Below are 23,705 nucleotides of genomic sequence, written 5' to 3' on the forward strand. Positions count from 1 at the left end.
ATTCGGTCGACGACTAACTTATAAATACGAAAGGTGGTTGGAGATATGATTGGTAAAAAAAGCTTGATAGGATGTTTGGTTCTCATACTTCTTATCATGTTTAGTAGTTGCTCCACGTCCACAGAGAACGAGAGTGCAGATAGCGGTTCCCAGGAAAGTAGGGACCAAGCAACAATTGGAGAAATGAATGTAGAATCTGAGATTGGATACACCATGGAAGAAGGCTTAGCAAACAATACAATGGAGGATACAAGTGAGACTTCTGTGGAAGAAATAGAGGAACCTTCTGCACTAGATGATGCTGAAGCAACAGAAAGAAAAATAATCTACCAGGCATACTTACATGCAGAAACAGCAAACTTTGATGAGCAGCTAGCTTTTATCGAAAAAGAAACGAAGCGCTATCAAGGATATATTGTTCAATCAGCATCCTCTGGAGTAACGGAAGACCACAACCGAAACGGTACAATTATTGCTCGTATCCCTGCAGATCAATTCCAACGTTTCCTATCTATCTTTGAGGATGGTGACATGGAGCTTGTCGAGCGCTCTGTTAGTGGAGATGACGTTACTGAACAGTACGTCGACCTTTCATCGAGACTTGATGCCAAAAAGGTTGCAGAAGAAAGATTGTTACAGTTTATGAAAGAAGCTGAAAAAACCGAGGACTTACTAAAAATATCAGCGGATCTAACTAAAATACAGGAAGAAATTGAACAATTAACAGGGAAAATTCGCTACTTAGAAAATCAATCCGATTTCGCTACTGTAGAAATTTATTTATCAGAAACAAAAGTTGCCGTTTCCTCTGTTCCGGATCAATCCGAAAGTACATGGCAAAAGACGAAGGAACAATTTATCAAAAGTATTAATCTACTATTAAATGGAGTCTCCGCGTTATTTATCTTTATTGTAGGGAATTTACCTATATTTTTAGTAATAGGTTGTATCATTCTTATCTCATGGCTCTTGTATAAAAAAATATCCAAAAAGAGACTGTAGAAGTAATTTTCATAATACAAAATCCGAATGTTATACTAACGCCTTGTCAAAATACTTCGCTTTCCGCAGGCAACGCCTCAACTAATTACAAAAGTTATATAAAAACTTTTGTAATGGATTTTCGGCTGTTGCTTTTTCTGCAGGAGTCTTGTATTTTGACTTGGCTATTTATATCCTTTCCATGATTTGGTTGGATTTTCGTGCTATTTTTTTATGCTCGGCCTCTTCGCTCTGCGACTGAAAGCCTCTTTTACCGGCCTCGCCTTGAAAGGCTCATCGAATGGTTCTCCCTCTTGCACCACATTTATTCACTGATTCTAAAAGAATCCCTTATTGTTTATTGTTTTTTGCCCTGTAAACGGATCAAACTCTTCGAATATTGTTAATCGGCCAAACTATTAGAGATTTATACGTACACAAAGCACTATACAGGAGACTACCATGAAGAGAGGTATTTTTTAACCCACGCCGGAAGCTTACCAGAGAGGCAAGGGCTGGGATATAACTAAACCTTACAATATTAAAGGCGAACAATTAAAAAATGGGATATAAATTACGCAGCAAAAACACCTAGACTCCTGTAGGATAGCAACAGCTGAGGGATTACAGGATGTAATTCAGTTCGGCGTTGCAACAGGACCTTGCAATATTAGCCGAACATCCTATAGTTTTAGCGAAGTAATTATAAAAAGCATACAAACAGAACTGATTCTAACGCATCGTTCGTTTGTAGTATGATTAAATAATTCTGTCCCAGCCCCTTATCCATAATTTAATTTTTCTAATCCTCATCAAATACAGCTTCTAAATTTTTTTCTTTTCCCTCCTTAATGTCCATCAGTACAGGAAGGATATAGAGAATAAAAATTAGAAATCCAACTCCAATGGTCGATATAAGACTAATTAGACTCGCTATTAATAAGGAAGTTTTTGCGGCGGAAAGTTTCCTTATCCCTAGATAATATAACGCCAATATGGCTGGTAAAAGTGATGCGATTAATCCATATAGCCCCATATACATTACTGGTTTAGTAGTTTGATCATTCTGATTATACAGAGACCCTGGTCCAAGCAGTGGCTCGAACATACCAAAAAATCCTATAAGTGCATCTTTTAAAAAGATAATTAAAGCGATACTAACGGCAATACCAATTCCTACTATGTTTAATACAAGAGCAAGGGTTGTAATGACAACAGCACTTGTCCTGCTCATAATGTTTACCTACCTTTCTGATTTCACTTGGTTGATTACAAGCTTCCCCATTTAAATTATATGCTAATTTCATATAGTACGACTCATTGACTTCATACTACTTGATTATATAAAGAACTTATCATACCTTTTCAATTGAATCGTCCACAATTTTATCCTTTCTTCTCAATCCTAAAACGCCTGCTATAATAAAGAAGATAGAGGCATAAAATACATCACTAAATGAAATTATTGTAGTAGTAATTCCAACAATAAATAGGATACCACCTGCAATTTTTGGTTTATAGGGTTTATGAAATAGAATAATAGCTACAATGGCAGTAATACTGGCAACGATGCCCATCCTTGTAATCAACTCTGTATGTTCAACGACTTTTTCTAATTGTATTTCTTCCGTACCATCCGTTGAATTAGTCTTTATCGCATTTAATAATTTCTCCGTAAAAATCAAAGGTTTCATTACAATTACAAGGAAGACACTGAACAAATAAAGGAACCCTCCTATAATTATCAGAACTACTTCTGTTGTCCTGTTCATCTATAACCTCCCCTTGTAATTACTATCCTCTACACAAATGGCAATTATGAATCCCAAAAAGTATTCGCTGACAGATTATTTCACTCCACCAAAAACTGCTATTTCCATCCATTTAAAATAACAATCTACATGATTAAATCCTAAGTCTCTCAACCAATCAAGCTGAATATCTACCCTTTCAAGGATATTATCTTCTTTGTCAGAACGGTTGTGATAGTCCTTCGCAACTTCTTCTACGTTTTTGTTATTATGAGACGCTAAATGTTGAATAAACAAATCATCATATAATTCCTCTACTTTAGCTGATGCGGACACTACATGTTCTATATTAATAAACATTCCACCATTGGATAAAAGGGAGTATATTTCGTGATACAATTCTTTCTTCTGTTCATTCGGAAGGTGATGTATGGCAAACCCTGAAACAATGCAATCGACTTCATTTTGTTCTATAAGACTGGTAATCGATTCACTAAGGTCGGCATGGATAATGGTACAACGATCATTAAATCTACTCATATGTTCTTTCGCTGCGTCAATCATTGGTTTAGAATGATCGATTAATATTGCTGAAGCATCAGGATAAGTACGTAACAATACTTCTGCTAGAAAACCATTCCCACATCCCAAATCCACAATCGTTTTTGGATTTTGACAAAAATGATGGACTAAATTTAGCATCAAGTTTACTTGTTCCGCACCAAACGGAATACCACCACGTACCTGTTCCAAATAATGAGTTGTGATATCGCCTCGTTGCCAGTTAGTTGTCGCCATATTCACATCCTCCTTTTAGGTAAAAAAACGGCTCCAAATAGTTTCATATTAACTACTAGGAGCCGCTGTTTATTGTCATCTGTCTACTTTCTCTAACTCATGATAATTAGTGATTGATTGAATATTATTTTATTGAACACTCGCAAATGTATCGTCTTCTAACTTTTTCTTTCTCACTAATCCCATAATACCTGGGATAATATAGAACAATTGGAGAGTAAGTATACCTACAACAAGCAGAATAATTCCCGCTACTTTCGGTTTATTGTCTCCTTTAAATAGGATCATAGCAACGATACCAGCAATTATCGCAATGATACCAATTACAATGATAACTACCATAAATGAGCCTAGCGAATCAAACATATCTAATGCCATCTGACTGTCTTCGGCACTAAGGTCATTTATAGCTGGATCATTTAAGAAATCATTTCGAAATTCTTCTGTTTTAAAAACCGTATTCATTACACCTGCAAAAAACATACCTATCAAGTAAAAGAATGCTCCTATAATCGTTAAAACTACTTCTGCTGTTCTTCTCATCATTATTTCCTCCTTTTGTTATGCACCAGCAACATCTCGCTTGGTAAATGCCAACCAAGACACTACTAAAAATATAATATAATAGATTGCGATAATCGCAATAGAAAATCCTAAAGTCATTCCTTCTATTACCGGTACCCCATTCCCCATATATTGATTTAAGTTCGTATTAGCAAACAAGATATATTTTGCCCATTCATAGTTTGATAACATCGCTACAACTGTAGTTCCTGTGAACATGAGAAAAATGGATGTTCCGATAGCCATACCGCTATTTCGAAACAGACTAGATATCATAAAAGCAAAAGTTGCCATCATTACTAAATTTATCATATTTAAACCGTATTGTGTGAAAATCTCGCCAAATATACTTGTTTCTTTCGGACCGTCTACACTCATTTGAACAATGGTCGGATTTAAACCATTTAAACCAAAGAATAGACTCCCTATAATCATACTGGATATGAATAAAAATAATAACATAATCATCGAAAAAAGCAAGACCGTTACATATTTAGATAATAATATCTTAGTACGTGAGATAGGACGTATTAATAGTAGTTTAATCGTACCTAAACGGTATTCGCTCGCTATAATTCCAGCTGCGATAATAATCGTAAACAAACTAATCATCGAAGAGAGCCCTGCATTTTCCATTGTGAATTGCCATGCATCATACGGTAATGGTTTAATATCATTTTCTATATGGTAGTTATTAATAGCAATTTCATCTGTGAACATTCCATACATATACTCGTCTTCTTCATTCATTTCCTCAAGATTAGCTGTTTCTACCCGAAGCTCCTCTTTCCAATTATCGTCTACTTCTGTTGTTGTCACACTTTCGCTAAAAAATTCAATCACCGCGCCGAATAAGATGATAACTAATAAAATAGCATACATAATCCAAGTAGATATTCGCTGGGAGAGTTTCATATTTTCATTTTGTAATAAAGCTATAAAATTATGCAATCGTATTCTCCCCAATCCGTTCAAAGAATTTATCCTCTAAACTTGTCTTTTCCACGTTAACTTCATAAATTTGAATGTCTGCTTGTACAAGACTCTTTATAATGTCAGGGATTTGCTCTCTCGTTGCCTTAACTGTAATGGAATGCTCTCCCTCGCTCTTAATAGGAAACGAAGATACGATTTCCATCGCTTCTTTCAACGGTGACACGTTAAGTGTAACGCTCAGTTCTGTATTTTCCTCGTCGTCTTGTGAGTCTTTCACGTCTTCAACTGATAATAACTCTCCATTTTTAATGATACCAATTCGATCACACATCAATTCAATCTCTGAAAGTAAGTGACTGGACACAATAACAGAGACATCCTCTTCTTCCGCAAGCTTACGTATGTATTGACGGATTTCTCTAATTCCAGCAGGATCTAAACCATTTGTAGGCTCATCCAAAATAAGAATCGACGGGCGATGTAGAAGTGCCTGAGCTACCCCTAACCGTTGTCTCATCCCTAATGAATACCTACCTGCTTTTTCTTTAATCGCTTTTTGCAATCCGACCAATTGAATCACTTCATGAATTCGCTCATCTGTTATCCCTGGTATCATCCGAGCATAGTGTTTTAAATTCTTCCATCCAGATAGGAAGGGATACATTTCAGGGTTTTCTACAATTGCTCCTACATGTCGAACTGCATTTTTATAATCTTTTCTTATACTGTGTCCTTCGATTTGAATATCTCCTGACGTCATTTTCATCAGACCGACCATCATACGAATCGTAGTCGTTTTCCCTGCACCGTTGGGACCGAGTAGTCCGAAAACTTCTCCTTTATGTATCGATAGATTCAAATCTTTAATAATGTGCTTCTTCCCTATATTTTTGTTTACGTTAATTAACTCCATTGCTACATTCAATAAAATACCTCCTTTATCTATCTATATTACATTACGAATAGTAATACAAAATGTTTCAAAAATTTAAAATATTTTTCATTATAGTTCAATTTTGTTGGTGATTTTTCGAAGAGAACATGACAGTATAGAGTGTAATGAGAGTAGTTTATTTTAAATTCTAATCAAATGAATCTAAATGTATTACACCTATCATAAACATAAAATTACTACTTTACTTAAATTTACACGAAGAAAACCAAGTCATGCATGTACTGACTTGGTTTCCTCACATTTCTATTTTATCTATATTGCAAAAAATCCTCATCCATCATTACATTGCCGATAAGCTCCATGCCTTACTGAGCCAACACCTTCACCAAAGGATAGACTGTGCTTAATTGCCTGATAAACCACGTCCTTGCTTATCTTCACAGCTTCATAAACAGGCGTGTTTTTCGCTAATTCTGCTGTTAAGCACGCTGCAAAGGTACAACCTGCGCCGCTTGTATTCACCGTCTTTATTGCTTCATTTCTAAGCACGTATGACTCCTGACCGTTATAATAAACGTCGATTGCTTCTTGTCCTACAACCCCACCAGTAAGTACAACGTGTTTTGCACCAAGCTTATGCAAATCGATTGCAGCTTGAATTAACTCACTTTTTTCAGCTATTACCTCTCGGTCCAATAATTTAGAGGCTTCTAGACGATTAGGTGTTATAACGGTAGCCTTTGGTATTAATTCATTTTTCAATACAGTAATCGCGCTATCCTGTAATAGTTGCGAACCCATTTTCCCAACCATTACTGGATCAACCACAAGAGTAGATGTTGATTGCGAATCAATTAACTCGACAGTCTTCTTAATTATTTCCTCTGAAAATAGCATGCCTGTCTTTATGGCATCGAAGCCCACCCTTTCCTGGATGGTATAAAATTGATCTTCAATTTCTTCTATAGAACGGATATATATGCCTTTGGTAGCTTTTGAATGGCGTGCAACAGTAGCGGTAATGACTGCCATGCCATAAACATCTCTTTCTTGAAAAGTTTTCAAATCTGCCTGGATCCCAGCACTACCTTGTGCAGCTGCTCCAGCAATGGTTACAACACGCTTCATGTCTGACACCTCTATTTCTCCAGTTAACTGTTAGATTGCAATAAAGAACCAAATAATCATGACGAGTTGAATCACTATTTTGGCAATCGTTCCGCTTAGAAAACCAATGAGAGATCCTACAGCCGCCAACATAGCTTCTTTTCCTGTTTTCTTTATAATAAGTTCGGTAATAAATACGGCCACAAACGGTACGATAATGATTCCAAAAGGCGGGATAATAAAAGAACCAACAATCACTCCAATTGCAGCCACTCTTTCACCAGCTTTACTTCCACCATACTTTTTCACAAAATAACTATTCGCAACAATATCAGCAAAAATTAATATAACGGTCCAGATTGACATTGCAATCCAGAATACTACACCGATATTCGTGTCTGTTAGCAAGAATTGGTAGATAAAAAATCCAATCCATAGCATCAGTACGGATGGTATAATCGGAAAAATCATACCTGCAAATGCTGCAATAAAACTTACAACAATCAATATCCACCATAAAACTTCCACTTAGCAACTCCTCTTTCTCTATGTTTTTAAGTTGTAATCTGCGATTATTCTTCCTTAAGGTTTAATAATACCATTTTCGCGGAAAAGGAAAAAGCCTAGCTGAATATCCAGCTAGGTAAACTTCCCCTTATGACTTCCATTACTCGGTCTCTTTTATGCTTGTTCTGCTAAGCGGTCCGCAAATGCTTTCACATATGGCGGTAAATCAGGTGGTCTTCTACTAGAAATAATATGTCCATCCGTAACTACTGCTTCATCAAACCAGAGTGAGCCTGCATTTGTCATGTCATCTTTAATTCCAGGTGTACTTGTTACTTTCTTTCCTCGCAGGATACCGGCAGAAATTAATACCCAACCCGCATGGCAAATTTGTCCAATTGGCTTTTGTTGTTCATCCATTGTACGAACCATATCTAACACTTCTGGATATCGTCTTAATTTATCAGGAGCCCAACCACCAGGAACTAAAATACCATCATAATCATCAATATTAATATCATTAAAAGCAAAATCACTAGTAGCAGGAACACCGTATTTTCCGATATACGTTTTCCCTTTTTCTTCCCCTACAAGATCCACCTGTGTTCCTTCTTCTCTCAAACGAAGGACAGGGTACCATAGCTCTAAATCTTCAAATTCTTCATCTACGAGCGCAATTACTTTTTTATTAGCTAAGCGCAATTGATAGCCTCCTTTTATAACGACTCTATTATTAGTTTAACAAATATAAATAAGAAGTTCGAATTAACGAACGCTAAACTGAAGATGTTCTGAAAATACTCTCGCCATTCTCTCAGGATTCTCTGCTTTAGAAATAGAGGAAATAACGGATACTCCGTCAGCTCCAGAATGGATTAAATCAAAAACGTGACCTAATCGAATCCCACCAATCGTGACAATTGGCAAATTGCCAACAGCCTCTCTTATCGCCTGTAATCCTTCCGTTCCGATGGGCTTTTTTGCATCTTCCTTTGTTTTCGTAGCATAGATGGGACCTACTCCGATATAATCGGCACCATTTTCTTTTGCGGTAACGGCCTGGTCGGTATTAGTAGCAGATACTCCAATTATCCAATTCTTTGGACAGATCGCTCGAATTTCTTCAATTGGCTTATCATCCTGACCAACATGCACACCATCTGCACCTATTTCAAGAGCTAAGTCGATATCATCATTCACAAGAAAAGGCACATTATATTGTTGGCATAAGGCTTGCATTTGTTTCGCTAGTTCTACTTTTTCTAATCCTTGCCTTGCTCCTATACCCTTTTCTCTAAATTGAAAAAGGGTAATACCTCCTTTTAAAGCATCCTCGAGCACGGATAAGACATTCGTATCCTCTGGCACATTATTGCTACCTAAAATAAAGTACAATCGTAACCATGATTTATCCATTAGACTTTACCGCCTCTGTAAAAGGACTAACACGCTTATTCTCTTCCACTATTTCACTTGTTGTGTCGTACAATGAGTTCAAAAATTCTATTTGAAAGGAACCTGGCAAGGACGTCTTTTTCGCTGCTCGTTCCGCTGCTACTCCATAAAACGATAATGCCGATTCTGCAGCTTGTAAAACATTTTTCTCGACTGCTAAAAATGCTCCTATAACAGATGATAATAAGCACCCGGCACCAGTTACCTTTGTAAGTAATGGGTGTCCGTTGAAAATACTGATCCCTTCTTTACCGTCCCAAACAACATCTTCAGGTCCAGTAATGACGATAGGAACTTTCCATTGATTAAATGCCTGCTTCGCCAGTTCTTCCTTAGCTAATTCTGATATACCGTCTACACCCTTTACCTCCGTCTCAACACCAGATAAAGCCGCTATTTCTCCACTGTTTCCACGGATTAATGATAGTTCCACTTCTTCGATAATACGATGTGCTGCCTTCGTGCGCATCGAGGTCGCTCCTGCTCCAACTGGATCTAACACAACAGGAGTACCGTTCTTATTAGCTGATTTTCCCGCTAGTACCATCGCTTCTACTTGTTCGGTCGTTAATGTACCAATATTTAGTATGACAGCTCCTGCTATTGATGCCATCTCTTCCACTTCTTCTATCGCATTCGCCATAACTGGAGCTGCGCCAACGGCATACAATCCGTTCGCCGTAAAATTAGTGACAACTTTGTTCGTAATATTATGAATAAGAGGTTCATTTTCTCTAACTTTATCTAATAGGTGCCCCATGAACATTCTCCCCTTCGTTCGGTAAACCTTGTAATCTTAAACCCCATGCATTCGTTGGTCCATTACCTTTTCCAATTTCAAGGCTAAATTGAATCGCATCACGAATGAATTCCTTACCGATAGATGTAGCTTCCTCTATCGATTTACCTTTTGCTAATTCTGCGGCTATAGCTGCGGAAAACGTACAACCAGTACCATGTGTATGTTTTGTCTGAAATCTTTCAGAATAATAAGACGTGTAATGACCATCCGTGTATAGGATGTCTTCTGTTTCCTCCCCTGTTAGATGACCACCCTTTACAATTGCAGCTTTAGCACCCAATTCCTCTACAATATATTTGGCAGCAAGCTTCTGGTCTGCTTGCGTAGCAATTTCTATTCCAGTTAGTATTTCTGCTTCCGGAACATTTGGTGTTACGACCGTAGCTAGAGGGATTAGTGTTTCGCGGATGACTTGTCGAGATGTATCATCCATTAACGAATCACCACTTTTTGCTACCATCACAGGATCTATCACATAAGGAATCGAACTGTTCTTTAATTTACGAGCTATTAATTCCATCATTTCTACAGTAGCAATCATTCCTGTTTTAATCGCATCAGGAGTAATATCTTCTAATACCGCATCTAATTGCTGTTCAATAAATGGGACGTCCAAATGCTGGACAGCGCGAACACCTTCTGTATTCTGTGCAACAACAGAAGTAACTACACTCATCCCAAATACTTCTCTTTCTTGAAAAACCTTTAAATCAGCTTGGATTCCTGCACCACCTGTTGGATCAGTACCAGCTATTGTTAAAGCACTTTTTACTGTACTCATTACAATTCCTCCCTAGATGGAGACAAAATCCATTTTTGCGTCTCCAATTTTTTCTTTAAAATGTTCTTCTCATTATGAAAACTTGATTAACGCAGTCGGTTGCCCTCATTGCACTAATACGTGAAACTTAAATTTTTATAGTAAACAAAAAACCACCCCATATTATTGGAGTGGTTTACAAAGACAATAAAGACGAATTTGTTCGTCCTTAACCTTCTAATTGTAAGAAGCATTCATTTGCCTTTTCGACCTCTCCACTTCCCTACGCTGGTATTAACCAAGTTCAGGTTCGAAGGGATAAAGAATACGATTCTTATCTCAGCTGTTTTCACAGCACCCCTAGCGGAAAGTTACTAGTATATAAATTTGAATTTCAATATATCATAGATTATGGAAGTGGGCCAATGGATTGAATTGGCCAAATCCGGAATTTCACATCTCCGATAACTGTCTCTTCATCTATAAAGCCAAACATACGGCTATCTTTACTACGTTGTCTGTTATCACCTAAGACAAAAAATTTACCTTCTGGTACCTTTTCTTGACCAGTTAATGTTTCAAGAGTAAAATCCTCAGTTAGAGTGTATCCATCACTCAAACTCTCTTTGAACTCATCTAAGTAAGGCTCTTCAAATTCCTGTCCATTAATAATCAATTGGTCGTTTCTCATTTCAACCGTATCACCAGGAACTCCAATTACACGTTTTACATAATTGTCATCAGCATCTGGTGCTTTAAATGCTATTTCGTCAAAACGATTGATTTCACTAATCTTGCTTAATATGATGCGGTCACCATCCTGTAGATTGGGCATCATCGATTCACCTTTTACAACAGAAGGCGTGATAAGAAAGTGACGAAACAATAATACAATAACTAACGCAATAAGAAGTGCTTTTAACCATGAGAATATTTCTGCAATCCACTTATTTTCCATTGTTGACCTTCTTTCAATCAAAATCTTTCTTCTCCCCATCTATATATGTTATTCTAACATAATATTAAAAAGAATCATGGTTAGAAGGTTATGTATTATATTAATTGTAGATTATATCATAATTATAAAGGTGACGGTTTATGAATAAGAAGAAATACAGTCTAGTCCTGTTTATTATTGGGATAATTTTAATATCGTTTAATTTACGTCCCGCTATAACTGCAGTAGGCCCAATTATTACAACGATTCGTGATAGTGTTGGCTTACACACCAGTATCGTTGGACTGATGACAAGTCTACCACTACTTGCTTTTGCAGTTATGTCTCCAATTGCTCCCAGGTTAGCTAATCGACTTGGCAATGAGAAAACATTACTCTATGGCTTAGTAATATTATTAAGTGGTATATTAATACGATCGCTACCTCCCACCATTTTATTATTTATTGGTACGATTCTCATTGGTGTAGGAATAGCAATCATGAATGTTCTTCTGCCAAGCCTTATAAAAAGTAAATTCCCTAACCTTATCGGGCCAATGACAGGAGTCTACACAACAGCAATGTCTGGATTTGCAGCAATTGGGTCAGGACTCTCGGTTCCTTTAACAGAAGGGGTCGGCCTTGGTTGGCGTTGGTCATTGGCAAGCTGGGGTGTGCTAGCTGTAATTGCTATCATTATTTGGGTATTCGTTTTAAGAGGAACGAAGACAGAGCAAACGGTAGAGGTGTATGAGCCAAATGCTTTAAAATTATTAAAATCACGTGTTGCTTGGCAAGTAACCCTTTTTATGGGCTTGCAATCATTCCTGTTTTACGTCACCATTTCATGGCTTGCTGAGATTTTAATCGCGGACGGTTTTTCACCAACAACAGCTGGATGGTATGTAGCTTATATGCAGCTAATTAGTTTACCCGCTACTTTCTTTACTCCTATTATCGCTAGTAGACTTAAGAAACAACATATCATCGTCTGGATATTTAGCTTATCAGGCATCATCGGCTATATCGGACTTTTATTTGAGAATAATACAGTAGTGACCACGATCTGGGTGACGCTTATCGGTATATTACTCGGGTCATCGATTAGTCTTGCATTAGCTTTCCTTGGATTAAGAACGGTAAACCCTTATCAAGCTGCAGAGCTTTCAGGTATGGCACAATCCTTTGGTTATTTATTAGCTGCAACTGGTCCATTCCTCATTGGTCTTATCTTCGATATAACCGCGTCTTGGAATACAGCAATCATCGTAATTATTGTGGTGTCGGTATTAACGCTTATTTTCGGACTTGGAGCAAGTCGTGACAAATATGTATTAGAAGAAAAAACCAACTCTTAATGAATGAAGAGTTGGTTTTTTGGTCTAGCTCCTATGCTTTTCTTTATATTATGAAACAGCTTTTGCTTTAACTTCTACGTCAATATTTCCTCTTGTAGCTTTTGAGTACGGGCAGAAATCGTGAGCTTTTTCAACTAGCTGTTCTGCTTCTTCTTGGGAAACTCCTTTAATCTCAGCGTTTAAAACAACACCGATTTTAAAGCCACCATCAGACTCATCTTTTATTAAACTCACCTCTGCAGTGATAGATGAGTCGATTTCCTTTTTCTCTCGAGATGCAATAAGGTTTAACGCTCCATCAAAGCACGCAGAATAACCAGCTGCAAACAATTGCTCCGGATTTGCACCCGTTTCTTTACTTCCACTACCCGGGTTAACTAGTTTTAAATCGATTAAACCATCTTCCGACTTAACATGACCATCACGGCCGCCTTTTGCAGTTGCCTTTGATGTAAATAATACGTTACTCATACTATCCACTCCTCTAATTAGATTTGCTTGGGACAAGCTTCCATTTCTAGTCTACCAATACTATTCCTTTTTCTCCATTATTTAAACACATCCATGATATAATCATCTTGGTAATTCATGTCAACAATAGACAAATTACTTTACAGTACGTAAGATTATTGTCATATTTAATCATAAGGAGGGATTTACGTGCAAAATTTCTTTTTCCATAATCCGACAAAGCTTTATTTTGGACAAGGTCAATTAAGCAACCTAGAAAATGAACTGGATCAATACGGCCCTAATATACTCCTTGTTTACGGAGGAGGTAGCATTAAGAAAAGCGGCTTGTATGACCAGGTAATTGGGCTACTTAAAAAAGCTAATAAACAAATATTCGAGTTAAGTGGCGTCGAACCAAATCCAAGAGCAACTACTGCAAGGAAAGGAATCGATATTTGTAAAAAAGAAAAAATCGATTTTATTTTAGCTGTAGGAGGCGGAAGTACGATTGACTGTACGAAGGCAATTGCCGCTGGAGCTCAATCTGAAGCTGATATTTGGGATATTGTTACGAAGAAAGTACATATTGACGAAGCTCTACCTTTTGGAACTGTATTAACTTTAGCAGCGACTGGTTCTGAAATGAATTCTGGCTCTGTTATTACAAACTGGGAAACGAAAGAAAAACACGGTTGGGGGAGTCCTTATACATACCCTCAGTTTTCCATACTAGATCCCGATTTCACTAAAACAGTTCCACGCGATCAAACGATTTATGGCATAGTAGATATAATGTCACACGCTTTAGAGCATTATTTTCATCATGAAGATAATACCTTACTCCAAGATCGTATGGTAGAAGGCATCTTATTAACTGTTATAGAAACTGCTCCGAAGTTATTAGAAAATCTTGAAAGTACGAAACATCGAACAACGATTTTATATAATGGTACAATGGCGTTGAACGGCATGGTAAACATGGGATACCACGGCGATTGGGCTACACATAATTTAGAACATGCCGTATCGGCTGTACATGATATCCCTCACGGTGGAGGACTTGCGATATTGTTCCCTCATTGGATGGAATATGTAATAGACGAAAACCCAGCACGCTTTAAGAAATTAGCAATTCGAGTATTTGGCGTAAACCCTGAAGGTAAAACAGACAAAGAAGTTGGTTTAGAGGGTGTTAAGAAGCTACGTGAATTTTGGAATAGTATTGGCGCACCTTCGCGACTAGCTGATTATGATATAGATGCTGATTCTATTGATGCGATGGCGGCTAGAACGGTAACTGCACGTTCTGAGTTTGGTAACTTTAAAAAGCTTAATCGCGAAGATGCAGAAAAAATTTATCAGCGTTCATTATAATATATGAAAAATGGTAAGGTGAATTATTTATTCACCTTACCATTTTTTGATGCCTGTTGCTCTTTCTTATTTTCTTCCCTTGGTAACGGGTCAATGGTTTGTTTATAGCCATAGCCTTTATTTAAAGTGATAATGGACAGCCATGCTACAATAACTGAACATAGGATTAAGACAACAAATATGATCCACATGTGTGTGTTCTGTCCTCCCCAATAACGCTGTATCTAGTATTATCGTTCATTATAACATAGGGAAGGAGTTCTAACTAGACATGTAAATCATTCGTTTTAGTTTTCTTTTGACCTTTTAGGAACTAAACAACTGCACCCTTTTCTTTTTTTCGCTTTTTTCTTCTTATTAATATGAATGGTTTGCATAATGTAGCTTCCCTTCTTTACCAAAATAACAACGGACTTACTATATTTATATGACAATCTAACATATAAGTACGGGCATACTCCTATAAAAAATAGGAAACAATCGTTTCGATAATTGCCGCGACCCCCGCCACTGCTAGGATGATAACTATTGGCATAAAGATCGGATTAAAAAAATATAAACCAATACAGAGAATGGCAGCTGTCCATATTCCAACACACCAATAACAACTTAACAACGAACCTATCCCATAACGAATGCCTTTTCCTTTTATCGTTATTTGTTCTTCCATAGAACCATCCTCTAAGCTAACTATTTCCCGTTCTAAAAAAGGAGCTCTCAAAAAAGCTGTTATTTTGTCATAAACAACTAATCGAGTAAGCCTAAAGGAAGCAAAAGAAAGCAGCACGAAAGTGAACCAAGAAATCATCATCATCACAACCTCTCTCCTCCCTAACACTATATTCAGGTGGAAAGAAAGTGAGAAGAGAATCCGCTGACTTTTTTATTTGTTACGGTGTAGGATAGGTATCAACTTACTATACAGCGCTGCTAGTACCTGTTGAAACAGCATCCCTACTACTACTGGCACAGCAACAGGACCTGGAAAATATTGAACAGCAATCACGGCACCTGCACTTATATTACGCATACCACTACTAAACGTTAAGGAAATGACTTCTTTCTTTTGTTGTTTGAAACTCCTCGCTAGTAACCAAGCTAGTAAATATCCACTTGCTGCAATGAAAAACATAATGATAGCTATTTTGATTAGATGCAAATTAATATTCTTTAGATAAGGTGCAACCTCTGCACTGTTTATCATAATAACTATTGCAAGAGCAAGTTTAGAAAAAGGGGCTAATTTCGGACTCCATTTTTCATGAATCTTTCCATGACTCCATTCATTTAAGATCATACCTAGTACAGAAGGGATAACAATCATAATCATTAGACCCCTCACCATCGCCCATACGTCTAACTCTACAGAACTACCCACAAATAAACTTAACGCAAATGGGACAATAAAAGGAGACAGTATAGTGTCAATGAGGATAATTGATAATGTTAGCGCGATATTTCCTTTATTTATAGATACCCAAATAAAACTCGTAATACCTGTTGGGATCAACATAGCTAGTACCATGCCAATAATCGTGTAAGGTTCATTAGGAAAAGTAATCCAACCAATAAACCAGGCCCACAGCGGCATAATGATATGTAAAATCAAAAGAGCAATAATTACAGGTAATGGATGGGTAATCACACGATATAAAGACATAAAATTAAGACTTAGACTACCTGCAAATGTCATGAAAGCAAATATCCATATTACAGCACTTTCCAAAGGAAGGAAAAAACCAGAAAAAAGAACACCAATCACTACACTGGATGGTGCTATAAATGGCATTATTTTTTGTAATAGTGTATTCAAACGATTAAGCATACATCAAACTCCTAGGTGCTATTTCTTGTAGATGGAAGGTCTTTTTCTCTCCCAGTTTACTTCTATCTCCATGTCGAAAAATGCAGATAGTACCTCATTGGATATCAATTCCTTTGTCGCACCTTGTCGATAAACTTGTCCATCTTTTAATAATAAAACGTTACGAAACGTTGGTAATATTTCATCAGTATGGTGCGTAACATAGATAATAGATGGTCCACCATCTTTACTGCTTATTGTTTCAATAGACTCTAACAATGCTTCTCGTGCAATAAAGTCTAAACCAGTTGTAGGCTCATCTAATATTAATAATTGGGGATTATTCATTAAAGCTCTTCCAATTAAAACTCTTTGTTGTTCTCCTTGGGACAAGGTTCTGTATGGTCTGTTAGCATAATGAAAACAATCTAATTCCTTTAATATAGCCTGTGCCTTTTCTCGCATTTCATCCGTTGGCGTTTGATATAATCCAATAGATGCAAATCCTCCACTTAATACAACGTGATAAGCGGTATCCTCCCCATACATCCTTTGCTTGATGGTGGAAGAAACAATCCCGATTTGTTGACGTAGATTTTCTCCGAGTACATCTTTCCCAAATTCTCTACCTAGGACCGTCACCTTACCCTTTGTCGGAAAATAGTAAGCACATAACATATGCAAGAGCGCTGTTTTTCCTGCTCCATTCAATCCAAATAAAACCCAGTGTTCTCCATCATTTATTTTCCAGTCAATGTTTTCTAATATACAGTTTCCATCTCTTTTTAAACTTACACCTTTTAAGTCTAATACCATATTTCTGTCCCACCTTTCCCTATAAGTATACATCGAATCCAATGTTTTTTCTTTCTATATAAATTGTCGATTTTTATTGTCGATTATTTTTTATAATTCACCATTGAAAATGATTCTCAATAAGGTTATAATGAGAATTGAGACATCACGTATTTACTTTCTCAGACAAAAATTAATATCTTTTGTTACCCCCAAACAACAAAAGAGTCTTTATTCTCATTCCTTAAGAGGCCTTTATATCGATAAAGGTCTCTTTTTTATTTAAAATTATTATAAATAGATATTGATTTTTATAAAAATAGTATTATAATATAGTTATACGATAATTATTATAAATAAGGAGTTGTTTTAATGAGTAACGAGAAAAAATACTTAACGACCGCTTCAGGTATTCCAGTAGGGGACAACCAAAACTCTATTACAGCTGGACAACACGGTCCTACATTAATACAAGATATGCATTTAATTGAAAAGCTAGCACACTTCAACCGTGAACGTGTTCCAGAACGTGTTGTACACGCAAAAGGTGCTGGAGCTCATGGTTACTTTAAAGTGACAAATGATGTATCTAACTATACAAAGGCAGATTTCCTTTCAGAAGTAGGTAAAGAAACACCAGTATTCTTACGTTTTTCAACAGTTGCTGGGGAGTTAGGTTCAGCTGACACAGTACGTGATCCTCGTGGTTTTGCTGTAAAATTCTATACAGAAGAAGGAAACTATGATCTAGTAGGGAACAATACACCGATCTTCTTTGTTCGCGATGCTATTAAATTCCCAGACTTTATTCATACTCAAAAAAGAAATCCTCAAACAAACTTAAAAGACCCTAATATGGTTTGGGATTTCTGGTCCTTGTCGCCTGAGTCATTACACCAAATTACGTACCTTCATAGTGATCGTGGTATTCCAGCTACGTTTCGCCATATGAATGGTTATGGAAGCCATACATTTAAATGGGTAAATAAAGCGGGAGAAGCTTTCTTTATTAAATATCACTTCCATACAGATCAAGGTGTGAAAAATCTAGATGTTGATCTAGCTGCTAAGTTAGCTGGAGAAAACCCAGATTACCATACGGAAGATTTATTTAATGCAATAGCTGAAGGAAACCATCCATCATGGACATTAAGCGTTCAAATTATGCCTGTTGCTGAAGCACCACACTATCGTTACGATCCATTTGATGTAACAAAAGTTTGGTCACATAAAGATTATCCATTAATTGAAGTAGGTAAATTAGTATTAAATAGAAACCCTGAAAACTACTTTGCTGAAGTAGAGCAAGCTGCATTCTCTCCAGCTAACTTCGTACCTGGTATTGAAGCATCACCAGATAAAATGCTTCAAGGACGTTTGTTTGCTTATGCAGATGCACATAGATATCGTGTTGGAACGAACCATCAGTTACTTCCTATTAATCGTTCTAAGAATGAAGCTCAAAATTATCAGAGAGCAGGATATATGCGTTTTGATGAGAACGGTGGAAGTGCTCCAAACTATGAACCAAATAGTTTTGCAGATGCACCAAAAGAAACTCCAGAAAATAAAATAAGTCCATTTGAAGTCTCTGGTTTTGCTGATAGTGTAGCTCATGATAGCGATGACCATTATTCTCAGCCAGGCGCGCTATTCCGCGATGTTTTAAACGATGAAGAGCGTGTGCGTCTCATGGAAAACTTCGCAAGCCATCTAAGTGGAGTTACACGCGAAGGCATTGTAGAGCGTCAATTAAAATTGTTTGAGAAAGTAGATCCTGAGTTAGCTGCAGGTGTTGAAAAACGTATCGGCTCTCAAACACCAATTTACCCTGAAAAATAAAAATACTAATTCGAGTGATAGCAACCAATATTCTTTGGTTTGCTATCACTTTTTTTATGTCCACTTTACTATTAAACTACTGTACAAATTTGTTTTTCTCTAAGAAAAAGTTTAAAAGTTAGCAAGCAGGGAATTAAAAGTTCAGAAATAATCAATAATTTTGGCAAATATTCACTATACAAGAGGATATGGGATTATAAACAAGGATTTATAAACCTCCAACCGCATGATGGCCCTTACCAAAAAAAATCATGTTTAATCCTGCTTAATCCTGCTGTAAGCGATTTGAGAATGATTGGTTATTTCTTTATGATAATACATGTACGAAAAAACAATTTATATTTTGCACCATCGGAAAGGAGTAAATCGTTATTAGCTCAAAAGTTGAATCTGCTATTAATGTTGTCTTTACTCATCCATCTAAAGAAGATGGAGCTGCAATGTGGTCCTTGGCTGAAAAGTCCACATTAGATACGAACTCCCCTTATAAGTACATTTTAATGAGTGAGTATTTTAGAGACACATGTGTTGTTGCCAAACAGCACAATCAAGTGGTTGGATTTATTACCGCTTTTATTTCTCCGAAAAAACCTGATACGCTCTTTATTTGGCAAGTTGGCGTGGATAGCTCTCAGCAAGGAAAAGGAATCGCTACTAAGATGCTTCATTACTTATTAGAGCAAAGTTCCTTGCAGAAAATACAATATGTAGAAGCTACCATTACTCCTTCAAATAAAGCATCTCAATCACTTTTCCAAAAGCTTGCACGTGATTATAGGACAGATATTACTTCTGGCGAGTTTTTTACAGAAGATATATTCCCAGGTGATGGACACGAAGAGGAATTACGTTTCGTGGTAGGACCTTTGCACACGTGATTTTTTCCGAAAATTCTGATTATAAATGTAAGTTATTAAACTCTTTTAGGAGGATATTAATACATGGATAAGAAATTAAATATTATTAAAGAGCATGAGTCTGTTGTAAGAAGCTATGTACGAAACTTCCCTGCAGTATTCACGAAGGCAAAAGGTCACAAGCTGTGGGACGAAGCTGGAAAGGAATATATTGATTTCTTTTCAGGTGCTGGCGCACTAAACTACGGTCACAACGACGACCATATGAAGCAAAAGTTAGTAGACTATATTTTGGATGATGGCATCACACATTCTTTAGATATGGCTTCTACTGCAAAAGTAGATTTTATTAAAAAATTTCAAGATGTAATCTTAAAACCTCGTGGACTTGATTATAAAATTATGTTCCCTGGTCCAACTGGTACAAACACAGTGGAGAGTGCCTTGAAGCTAGCACGTAAAGTAACAGGCCGTACAGATATTATTAGTTTTACAGGTGGATTCCATGGTATGACAATTGGATCCTTATCTGTTACAGGTAACTCTATGAAACGAAAAGGCGCTGGTATCCCGTTACAAAATACGGTAACGATGGCATACGACAACTATGTAGACGATCATGATTCGCTTACGTATTTGGAGCGATTCCTTGAAGATAGCGGAAGTGGTGTTGCTATTCCTGCAGCCATGATCGTTGAGACCGTACAAGGTGAAGGTGGTATTAATGCCGCTCGCTTTGAATGGTTGAAGAAGCTGGAAAACATTTGTCGTCGTTGGGGTATTCTCCTTATTATTGACGATGTTCAAGCAGGAATTGGCCGTACTGGTACATTCTTTAGCTTTGAAGCCGCTGGTATCAAACCAGATATTGTCTGCTTATCTAAATCATTAAGCGGTTATGGATTACCTTTATCCGTTACATTAATAAAACCGGAGCATGACATCTGGCAACCAGGTGAACATAATGGTACCTTCCGAGGGAACAACCATGCCTTTATTACAGCTACTGCTTCTTTAGATTTTTGGAAGGATGACTCTTTTGAAAAAGAAATTCTTGAGAAATCAGAGATCGTTCGAGAGTTCTTAACAAATATTGTTACTGAGTATCCAGAAATCAAAGGGGAAGTACGTGGTCGTGGCTTAATGATCGGTATTGCTTCTGAAGTAGAAGGTTTAGCTGAGAAAGTTGCGGCAGCGGCATTTGAAAAAGGTCTTATCATGGAAACAGCTGGGCCAAATGATGAAGTATTTAAACTCTTCCCAGCACTAACAATTCCAAAAGATGACCTTAAAAAAGGTTTAGAAATTATTGAAGAAAGTGTCAAACAGTTAGTAAAAGATCCTGTAACTAATTAATGCTATTGGATTTTTTCACATAATGTAATCCTAGTTAAACCTTGAGATTACAATTGGAAGGATTTATTTCCTTCCCATACTTATAAAGAGAAAATTAGGAGGAACTAAAGTCTATGAAAGTAGTAAAGCTAGGAGAAATTTTAGGGACAGAGCATGATGTAGATGGTGGCAACTGGGTAAGCAGACGCCTCATTACAAAGAAGGATGGAATGGGATATTCCGTTAATGATACGATTATTAAGGCTGGTACTGAAACTCATATTTGGTATCAAAATCACCTTGAGTCCGTATATTGTATCGAAGGTGAAGGAGAAGTTGTGACACTTAGCGATAACAAAGTATGGCCTATTCAAAAAGATACATTATATGCACTAGATAAACATGACGAACACTTATTACGTGCTAAAACAGATATGCGTATGGTGTGTGTCTTTAATCCACCACTTTCAGGTAATGAAGTACACGATGAGAATGGTGTATATCCAGTAGACGAAGATTAATTTATTTTAAATATTGAATAGATAATCTCTTTTCGTAGCTGATCATGAAAAATCCACATCCCCATTATCAATATGGCTAGCACTTTTAAAAAAGTGCTAGCCATTGTGGTTTTATGGATTGATTGGAAATATCCTCTTTAGTTCTATATACTGATACATACAACCATAATTGAAGAGGTGCAAAAAATGTCAGGGAAAAAGCTGGATGATTATATTACGGAAGGAATCTACGGACCTAAGGAAATCAAGCAGGACGAAAAGCGAAAGTATCTTGGAACCTATCGTGAGCGAGTTCTATTAGCGATATATAAATCTGAGGTACATCAGAAAAAGGGAATTTCAGAAATTAAAGCACTTAAAAATAAGTATCCTGATGCCGTTATGCTACTCAATGACAGAATGAATATCAACACATTAAAACCATATCGACAGCTAGCCACAGACTCTAATTTTACGTATAGATATATTCGTAATGAGACAGTAGATAGTGAATATGGGGTAATCATCGCCTTAGATCATGCTATCGAGATTGAAAACATTCATCTTCCAGAAGAAAACATTCCCAATAAAAATAGTGTAAAAGAGAAACAACCATGGTGGAAAAGATTATTTAGTTCCTCTAATGAATAGTAAAAAAGATTCTCTTAATGAGAATCTTTTTTACATGCGTAATAATTATCTAGCCTATTGTTGTTTTATTCTGCTCCAATACTTTCACAAATCTACGCATACCCTCTTCAATGATTGCTGGTTCTGAATTGGTAAAGTTCATGCGTAATGTATTTTGCTTCACATTGTCCACATAGAAAGGAGCTCCCGGAACAAATGCTACCCCTTCTTTTACTGCATCAGCTAACAAAATTTCCGTATTAATACCTTCAGGAAGCTTTACCCAAAAGAACATACCACCTTTTGGTTCCAGGTATTCCAAGCCATCCATATCTACTCGATCGAGTAAATCCTTCATTACTAGCATTCGCTCGTAGTACGTAGCACGTATCGTCTCAATATGTTCATCGATATCAAAATCATTTACTAAATGTACCAATGCATGCTGACTTATTGAGTTCGTATGCAAGTCCGTTGCTTGCTTTGCTTGCGCCATAATTCTAATAATTTGGTGTGGTCCCGCTATCCAACCAATCCTCATCGCCGGTACGACCGTTTTTGAGAATGTACTTGTATAAAGAACAAGTCCTTTTTTATCCAAGGATGCCATCGGAGGTGGTACATCGCCTGAACTAAACTTTAGTTCCCCATAAGGATCATCCTCAAATATAACAACATGGTATTTTTCTGCTAATTGTAATATTTGTTTTCTACGTTCCAATGACCATACTTTACCTGTTGGATTCGAAAAAGTAGGCACAACATAAATGCATTTAGGTTTCCATTTCGTAATTTTCTTCTCTAAATCCGATATAACCATTCCGTCCTCATCCGAATCTACTCCAACTACTTTTGTTCCGTACGATTCAAACACTTGTAAGGCAGCGAGATACGTTGGATTTTCCGCTAGAATAACGTCGCCTTGATCAAACATAACACGAGAGAATAAATCAATTGCTTGCTGACTTCCTGAAGTGATCAATATATCTTCGAATGACCGTTCTATTCCTTTATTACTCATTCTATTAGCCAACCATTGACGCAGTTCTGTAACACCTTCTGTTTCTCCATATTGTAATGCTTTCCTGTTGGTTGTAACCGCCTTATGAAAAGCCTGTGAAACTGCTTCGGTTGGAAAAAGTTTTTCTTCTGGTAATCCACCAGCAAACGAAATAATATTTCCTTGATTAATCACCTTTAATATATCTCTAACTGCAGATGACTTTAAATATTTTACTTTTTCTGAGAATCCGTATTTCATGGT

Annotated in this window: 27 protein-coding genes and 1 riboswitch; of the genes, 8 read left to right on the forward strand and 19 right to left on the reverse strand. The window is 36.9% G+C overall.

Annotated elements, in window-relative coordinates; all coding sequences use genetic code 11:
• Positions 1 to 45: 45 nt before the first annotated feature.
• On the forward strand, positions 46 to 1,002 hold the full coding sequence (locus GGQ92_RS09625; protein WP_246384330.1) for a DUF4349 domain-containing protein: 957 nt from the start codon (positions 46 to 48) through the stop codon (positions 1,000 to 1,002).
• Positions 1,003 to 1,783: 781 nt separating this feature from the next.
• Here the strand turns inward: GGQ92_RS09625 and GGQ92_RS09630 are convergent.
• The 13 genes from GGQ92_RS09630 to lepB all read right to left on the reverse strand — a co-directional run bounded on the left by GGQ92_RS09630 (position 1,784) and on the right by lepB (position 11,514).
• On the reverse strand, positions 1,784 to 2,215 hold the full coding sequence (locus tag GGQ92_RS09630; RefSeq protein WP_184247772.1) for a hypothetical protein: 432 nt from the start codon (positions 2,213 to 2,215) through the stop codon (positions 1,784 to 1,786).
• 121 nt (positions 2,216 to 2,336) lie between these two features.
• Positions 2,337 to 2,753, reverse strand: a complete 417-nt coding sequence (locus GGQ92_RS09635) for a DUF4064 domain-containing protein (RefSeq protein ID WP_184247775.1) — start codon at positions 2,751 to 2,753, stop codon at positions 2,337 to 2,339.
• Between the two features lie 75 nt (positions 2,754 to 2,828).
• A complete protein-coding gene (locus tag GGQ92_RS09640; protein ID WP_184247778.1) occupies positions 2,829 to 3,530 on the reverse strand; it encodes a class I SAM-dependent methyltransferase in 702 nt (233 codons plus the stop codon).
• Positions 3,531 to 3,659: 129 nt separating this feature from the next.
• Complete coding sequence (locus tag GGQ92_RS09645; RefSeq protein WP_184247782.1) at positions 3,660 to 4,073, reverse strand: DUF4064 domain-containing protein; 414 nt, start codon at positions 4,071 to 4,073, stop codon at positions 3,660 to 3,662.
• A gap of 18 nt (positions 4,074 to 4,091) precedes the next feature.
• Complete coding sequence (locus tag GGQ92_RS09650; RefSeq protein WP_184247785.1) at positions 4,092 to 5,045, reverse strand: ABC transporter permease; 954 nt, start codon at positions 5,043 to 5,045, stop codon at positions 4,092 to 4,094.
• Positions 5,038 to 5,943, reverse strand: a complete 906-nt coding sequence (locus GGQ92_RS09655) for an ABC transporter ATP-binding protein (protein WP_184247896.1) — start codon at positions 5,941 to 5,943, stop codon at positions 5,038 to 5,040. The genes GGQ92_RS09650 and GGQ92_RS09655 overlap by 8 nt, the downstream gene beginning before the upstream one ends.
• A gap of 312 nt (positions 5,944 to 6,255) precedes the next feature.
• Positions 6,256 to 7,053: a bifunctional hydroxymethylpyrimidine kinase/phosphomethylpyrimidine kinase gene (thiD, locus tag GGQ92_RS09660; RefSeq protein WP_184247899.1), complete on the reverse strand. Its 798-nt coding sequence runs from the start codon at positions 7,051 to 7,053 to the stop codon at positions 6,256 to 6,258.
• Between the two features lie 30 nt (positions 7,054 to 7,083).
• Entirely contained in the window at positions 7,084 to 7,560 is a 477-nt protein-coding gene (locus GGQ92_RS09665) for a DUF456 family protein (protein ID WP_184247787.1), read from the reverse strand.
• 153 nt (positions 7,561 to 7,713) lie between these two features.
• A complete protein-coding gene (locus tag GGQ92_RS09670) occupies positions 7,714 to 8,241 on the reverse strand; it encodes a type 1 glutamine amidotransferase domain-containing protein (protein ID WP_184247790.1) in 528 nt (175 codons plus the stop codon).
• Positions 8,242 to 8,304: 63 nt separating this feature from the next.
• Positions 8,305 to 8,955, reverse strand: coding sequence for a thiamine phosphate synthase (thiE, locus tag GGQ92_RS09675; RefSeq protein WP_184247793.1), 651 nt, complete (start codon positions 8,953 to 8,955; stop codon positions 8,305 to 8,307).
• Positions 8,948 to 9,754: a hydroxyethylthiazole kinase gene (thiM, locus tag GGQ92_RS09680; protein ID WP_184247796.1), complete on the reverse strand. Its 807-nt coding sequence runs from the start codon at positions 9,752 to 9,754 to the stop codon at positions 8,948 to 8,950. The genes thiE and thiM overlap by 8 nt, the downstream gene beginning before the upstream one ends.
• Complete coding sequence (gene thiD, locus GGQ92_RS09685; protein WP_184247799.1) at positions 9,735 to 10,577, reverse strand: bifunctional hydroxymethylpyrimidine kinase/phosphomethylpyrimidine kinase; 843 nt, start codon at positions 10,575 to 10,577, stop codon at positions 9,735 to 9,737. Before thiD (GGQ92_RS09685) ends, thiM begins: the two co-directional genes overlap by 20 nt.
• Before the next feature lie 242 nt (positions 10,578 to 10,819).
• Positions 10,820 to 10,928, reverse strand: a riboswitch (TPP riboswitch).
• A 37-nt stretch (positions 10,929 to 10,965) separates the two neighbouring features.
• On the reverse strand, positions 10,966 to 11,514 hold the full coding sequence (lepB, locus tag GGQ92_RS09690; RefSeq protein WP_184247802.1) for a signal peptidase I: 549 nt from the start codon (positions 11,512 to 11,514) through the stop codon (positions 10,966 to 10,968).
• Positions 11,515 to 11,654: 140 nt separating this feature from the next.
• Here lepB and GGQ92_RS09695 point away from each other — a divergent pair, with 140 nt between their 5' ends.
• Positions 11,655 to 12,851 carry a CynX/NimT family MFS transporter gene (locus GGQ92_RS09695; RefSeq protein WP_184247804.1) on the forward strand — a complete coding sequence of 399 codons (1,197 nt, stop codon included), beginning with the start codon at positions 11,655 to 11,657 and terminating at the stop codon, positions 12,849 to 12,851.
• A gap of 48 nt (positions 12,852 to 12,899) precedes the next feature.
• On the opposite strand, the gene GGQ92_RS09700 is transcribed toward GGQ92_RS09695, so the two are convergent.
• Positions 12,900 to 13,322 carry an organic hydroperoxide resistance protein gene (locus tag GGQ92_RS09700; RefSeq protein WP_184247806.1) on the reverse strand — a complete coding sequence of 141 codons (423 nt, stop codon included), beginning with the start codon at positions 13,320 to 13,322 and terminating at the stop codon, positions 12,900 to 12,902.
• Positions 13,323 to 13,511: 189 nt separating this feature from the next.
• Here GGQ92_RS09700 and GGQ92_RS09705 point away from each other — a divergent pair, with 189 nt between their 5' ends.
• Positions 13,512 to 14,678 carry an iron-containing alcohol dehydrogenase gene (locus GGQ92_RS09705; RefSeq protein ID WP_184247809.1) on the forward strand — a complete coding sequence of 389 codons (1,167 nt, stop codon included), beginning with the start codon at positions 13,512 to 13,514 and terminating at the stop codon, positions 14,676 to 14,678.
• A 23-nt stretch (positions 14,679 to 14,701) separates the two neighbouring features.
• Here GGQ92_RS09705 and ytzI read toward each other — a convergent pair whose 3' ends face one another.
• From ytzI to GGQ92_RS09725, 4 genes are all read right to left on the reverse strand, one after another.
• Positions 14,702 to 14,869 carry a YtzI protein gene (ytzI, locus tag GGQ92_RS09710; protein ID WP_184247812.1) on the reverse strand — a complete coding sequence of 56 codons (168 nt, stop codon included), beginning with the start codon at positions 14,867 to 14,869 and terminating at the stop codon, positions 14,702 to 14,704.
• A 269-nt stretch (positions 14,870 to 15,138) separates the two neighbouring features.
• On the reverse strand, positions 15,139 to 15,492 hold the full coding sequence (locus tag GGQ92_RS09715; protein ID WP_184247902.1) for a DUF1360 domain-containing protein: 354 nt from the start codon (positions 15,490 to 15,492) through the stop codon (positions 15,139 to 15,141).
• 69 nt (positions 15,493 to 15,561) lie between these two features.
• Positions 15,562 to 16,503, reverse strand: a complete 942-nt coding sequence (locus GGQ92_RS09720; RefSeq protein ID WP_184247815.1) for a bile acid:sodium symporter family protein — start codon at positions 16,501 to 16,503, stop codon at positions 15,562 to 15,564.
• Between the two features lie 18 nt (positions 16,504 to 16,521).
• Positions 16,522 to 17,298 carry an ABC transporter ATP-binding protein gene (locus GGQ92_RS09725; protein ID WP_184247818.1) on the reverse strand — a complete coding sequence of 259 codons (777 nt, stop codon included), beginning with the start codon at positions 17,296 to 17,298 and terminating at the stop codon, positions 16,522 to 16,524.
• Between the two features lie 351 nt (positions 17,299 to 17,649).
• Here GGQ92_RS09725 and GGQ92_RS09730 point away from each other — a divergent pair, with 351 nt between their 5' ends.
• The 5 genes from GGQ92_RS09730 (at position 17,650) to GGQ92_RS09750 (ending at position 22,462) form a co-directional block, all read left to right on the forward strand.
• On the forward strand, positions 17,650 to 19,119 hold the full coding sequence (locus tag GGQ92_RS09730) for a catalase (RefSeq protein ID WP_184247821.1): 1,470 nt from the start codon (positions 17,650 to 17,652) through the stop codon (positions 19,117 to 19,119).
• Positions 19,120 to 19,514: 395 nt separating this feature from the next.
• Complete coding sequence (gene ectA / locus GGQ92_RS09735; protein ID WP_343068807.1) at positions 19,515 to 19,997, forward strand: diaminobutyrate acetyltransferase; 483 nt, start codon at positions 19,515 to 19,517, stop codon at positions 19,995 to 19,997.
• Between the two features lie 63 nt (positions 19,998 to 20,060).
• On the forward strand, positions 20,061 to 21,332 hold the full coding sequence (gene ectB, locus GGQ92_RS09740) for a diaminobutyrate--2-oxoglutarate transaminase (protein ID WP_184247824.1): 1,272 nt from the start codon (positions 20,061 to 20,063) through the stop codon (positions 21,330 to 21,332).
• 113 nt (positions 21,333 to 21,445) lie between these two features.
• Complete coding sequence (locus GGQ92_RS09745) at positions 21,446 to 21,832, forward strand: ectoine synthase (RefSeq protein WP_184247827.1); 387 nt, start codon at positions 21,446 to 21,448, stop codon at positions 21,830 to 21,832.
• Between the two features lie 186 nt (positions 21,833 to 22,018).
• On the forward strand, positions 22,019 to 22,462 hold the full coding sequence (locus GGQ92_RS09750) for a YueI family protein (protein ID WP_184247830.1): 444 nt from the start codon (positions 22,019 to 22,021) through the stop codon (positions 22,460 to 22,462).
• Positions 22,463 to 22,511: 49 nt separating this feature from the next.
• On the opposite strand, the gene GGQ92_RS09755 is transcribed toward GGQ92_RS09750, so the two are convergent.
• Complete coding sequence (locus GGQ92_RS09755) at positions 22,512 to 23,702, reverse strand: aminotransferase-like domain-containing protein (protein ID WP_184247833.1); 1,191 nt, start codon at positions 23,700 to 23,702, stop codon at positions 22,512 to 22,514.
• Positions 23,703 to 23,705: the final 3 nt, after the last annotated feature.

Source organism: Gracilibacillus halotolerans (genome assembly GCF_014206945.1).
Classification (GTDB): Bacteria; Bacillota; Bacilli; order Bacillales; family Amphibacillaceae; genus Gracilibacillus; species Gracilibacillus halotolerans.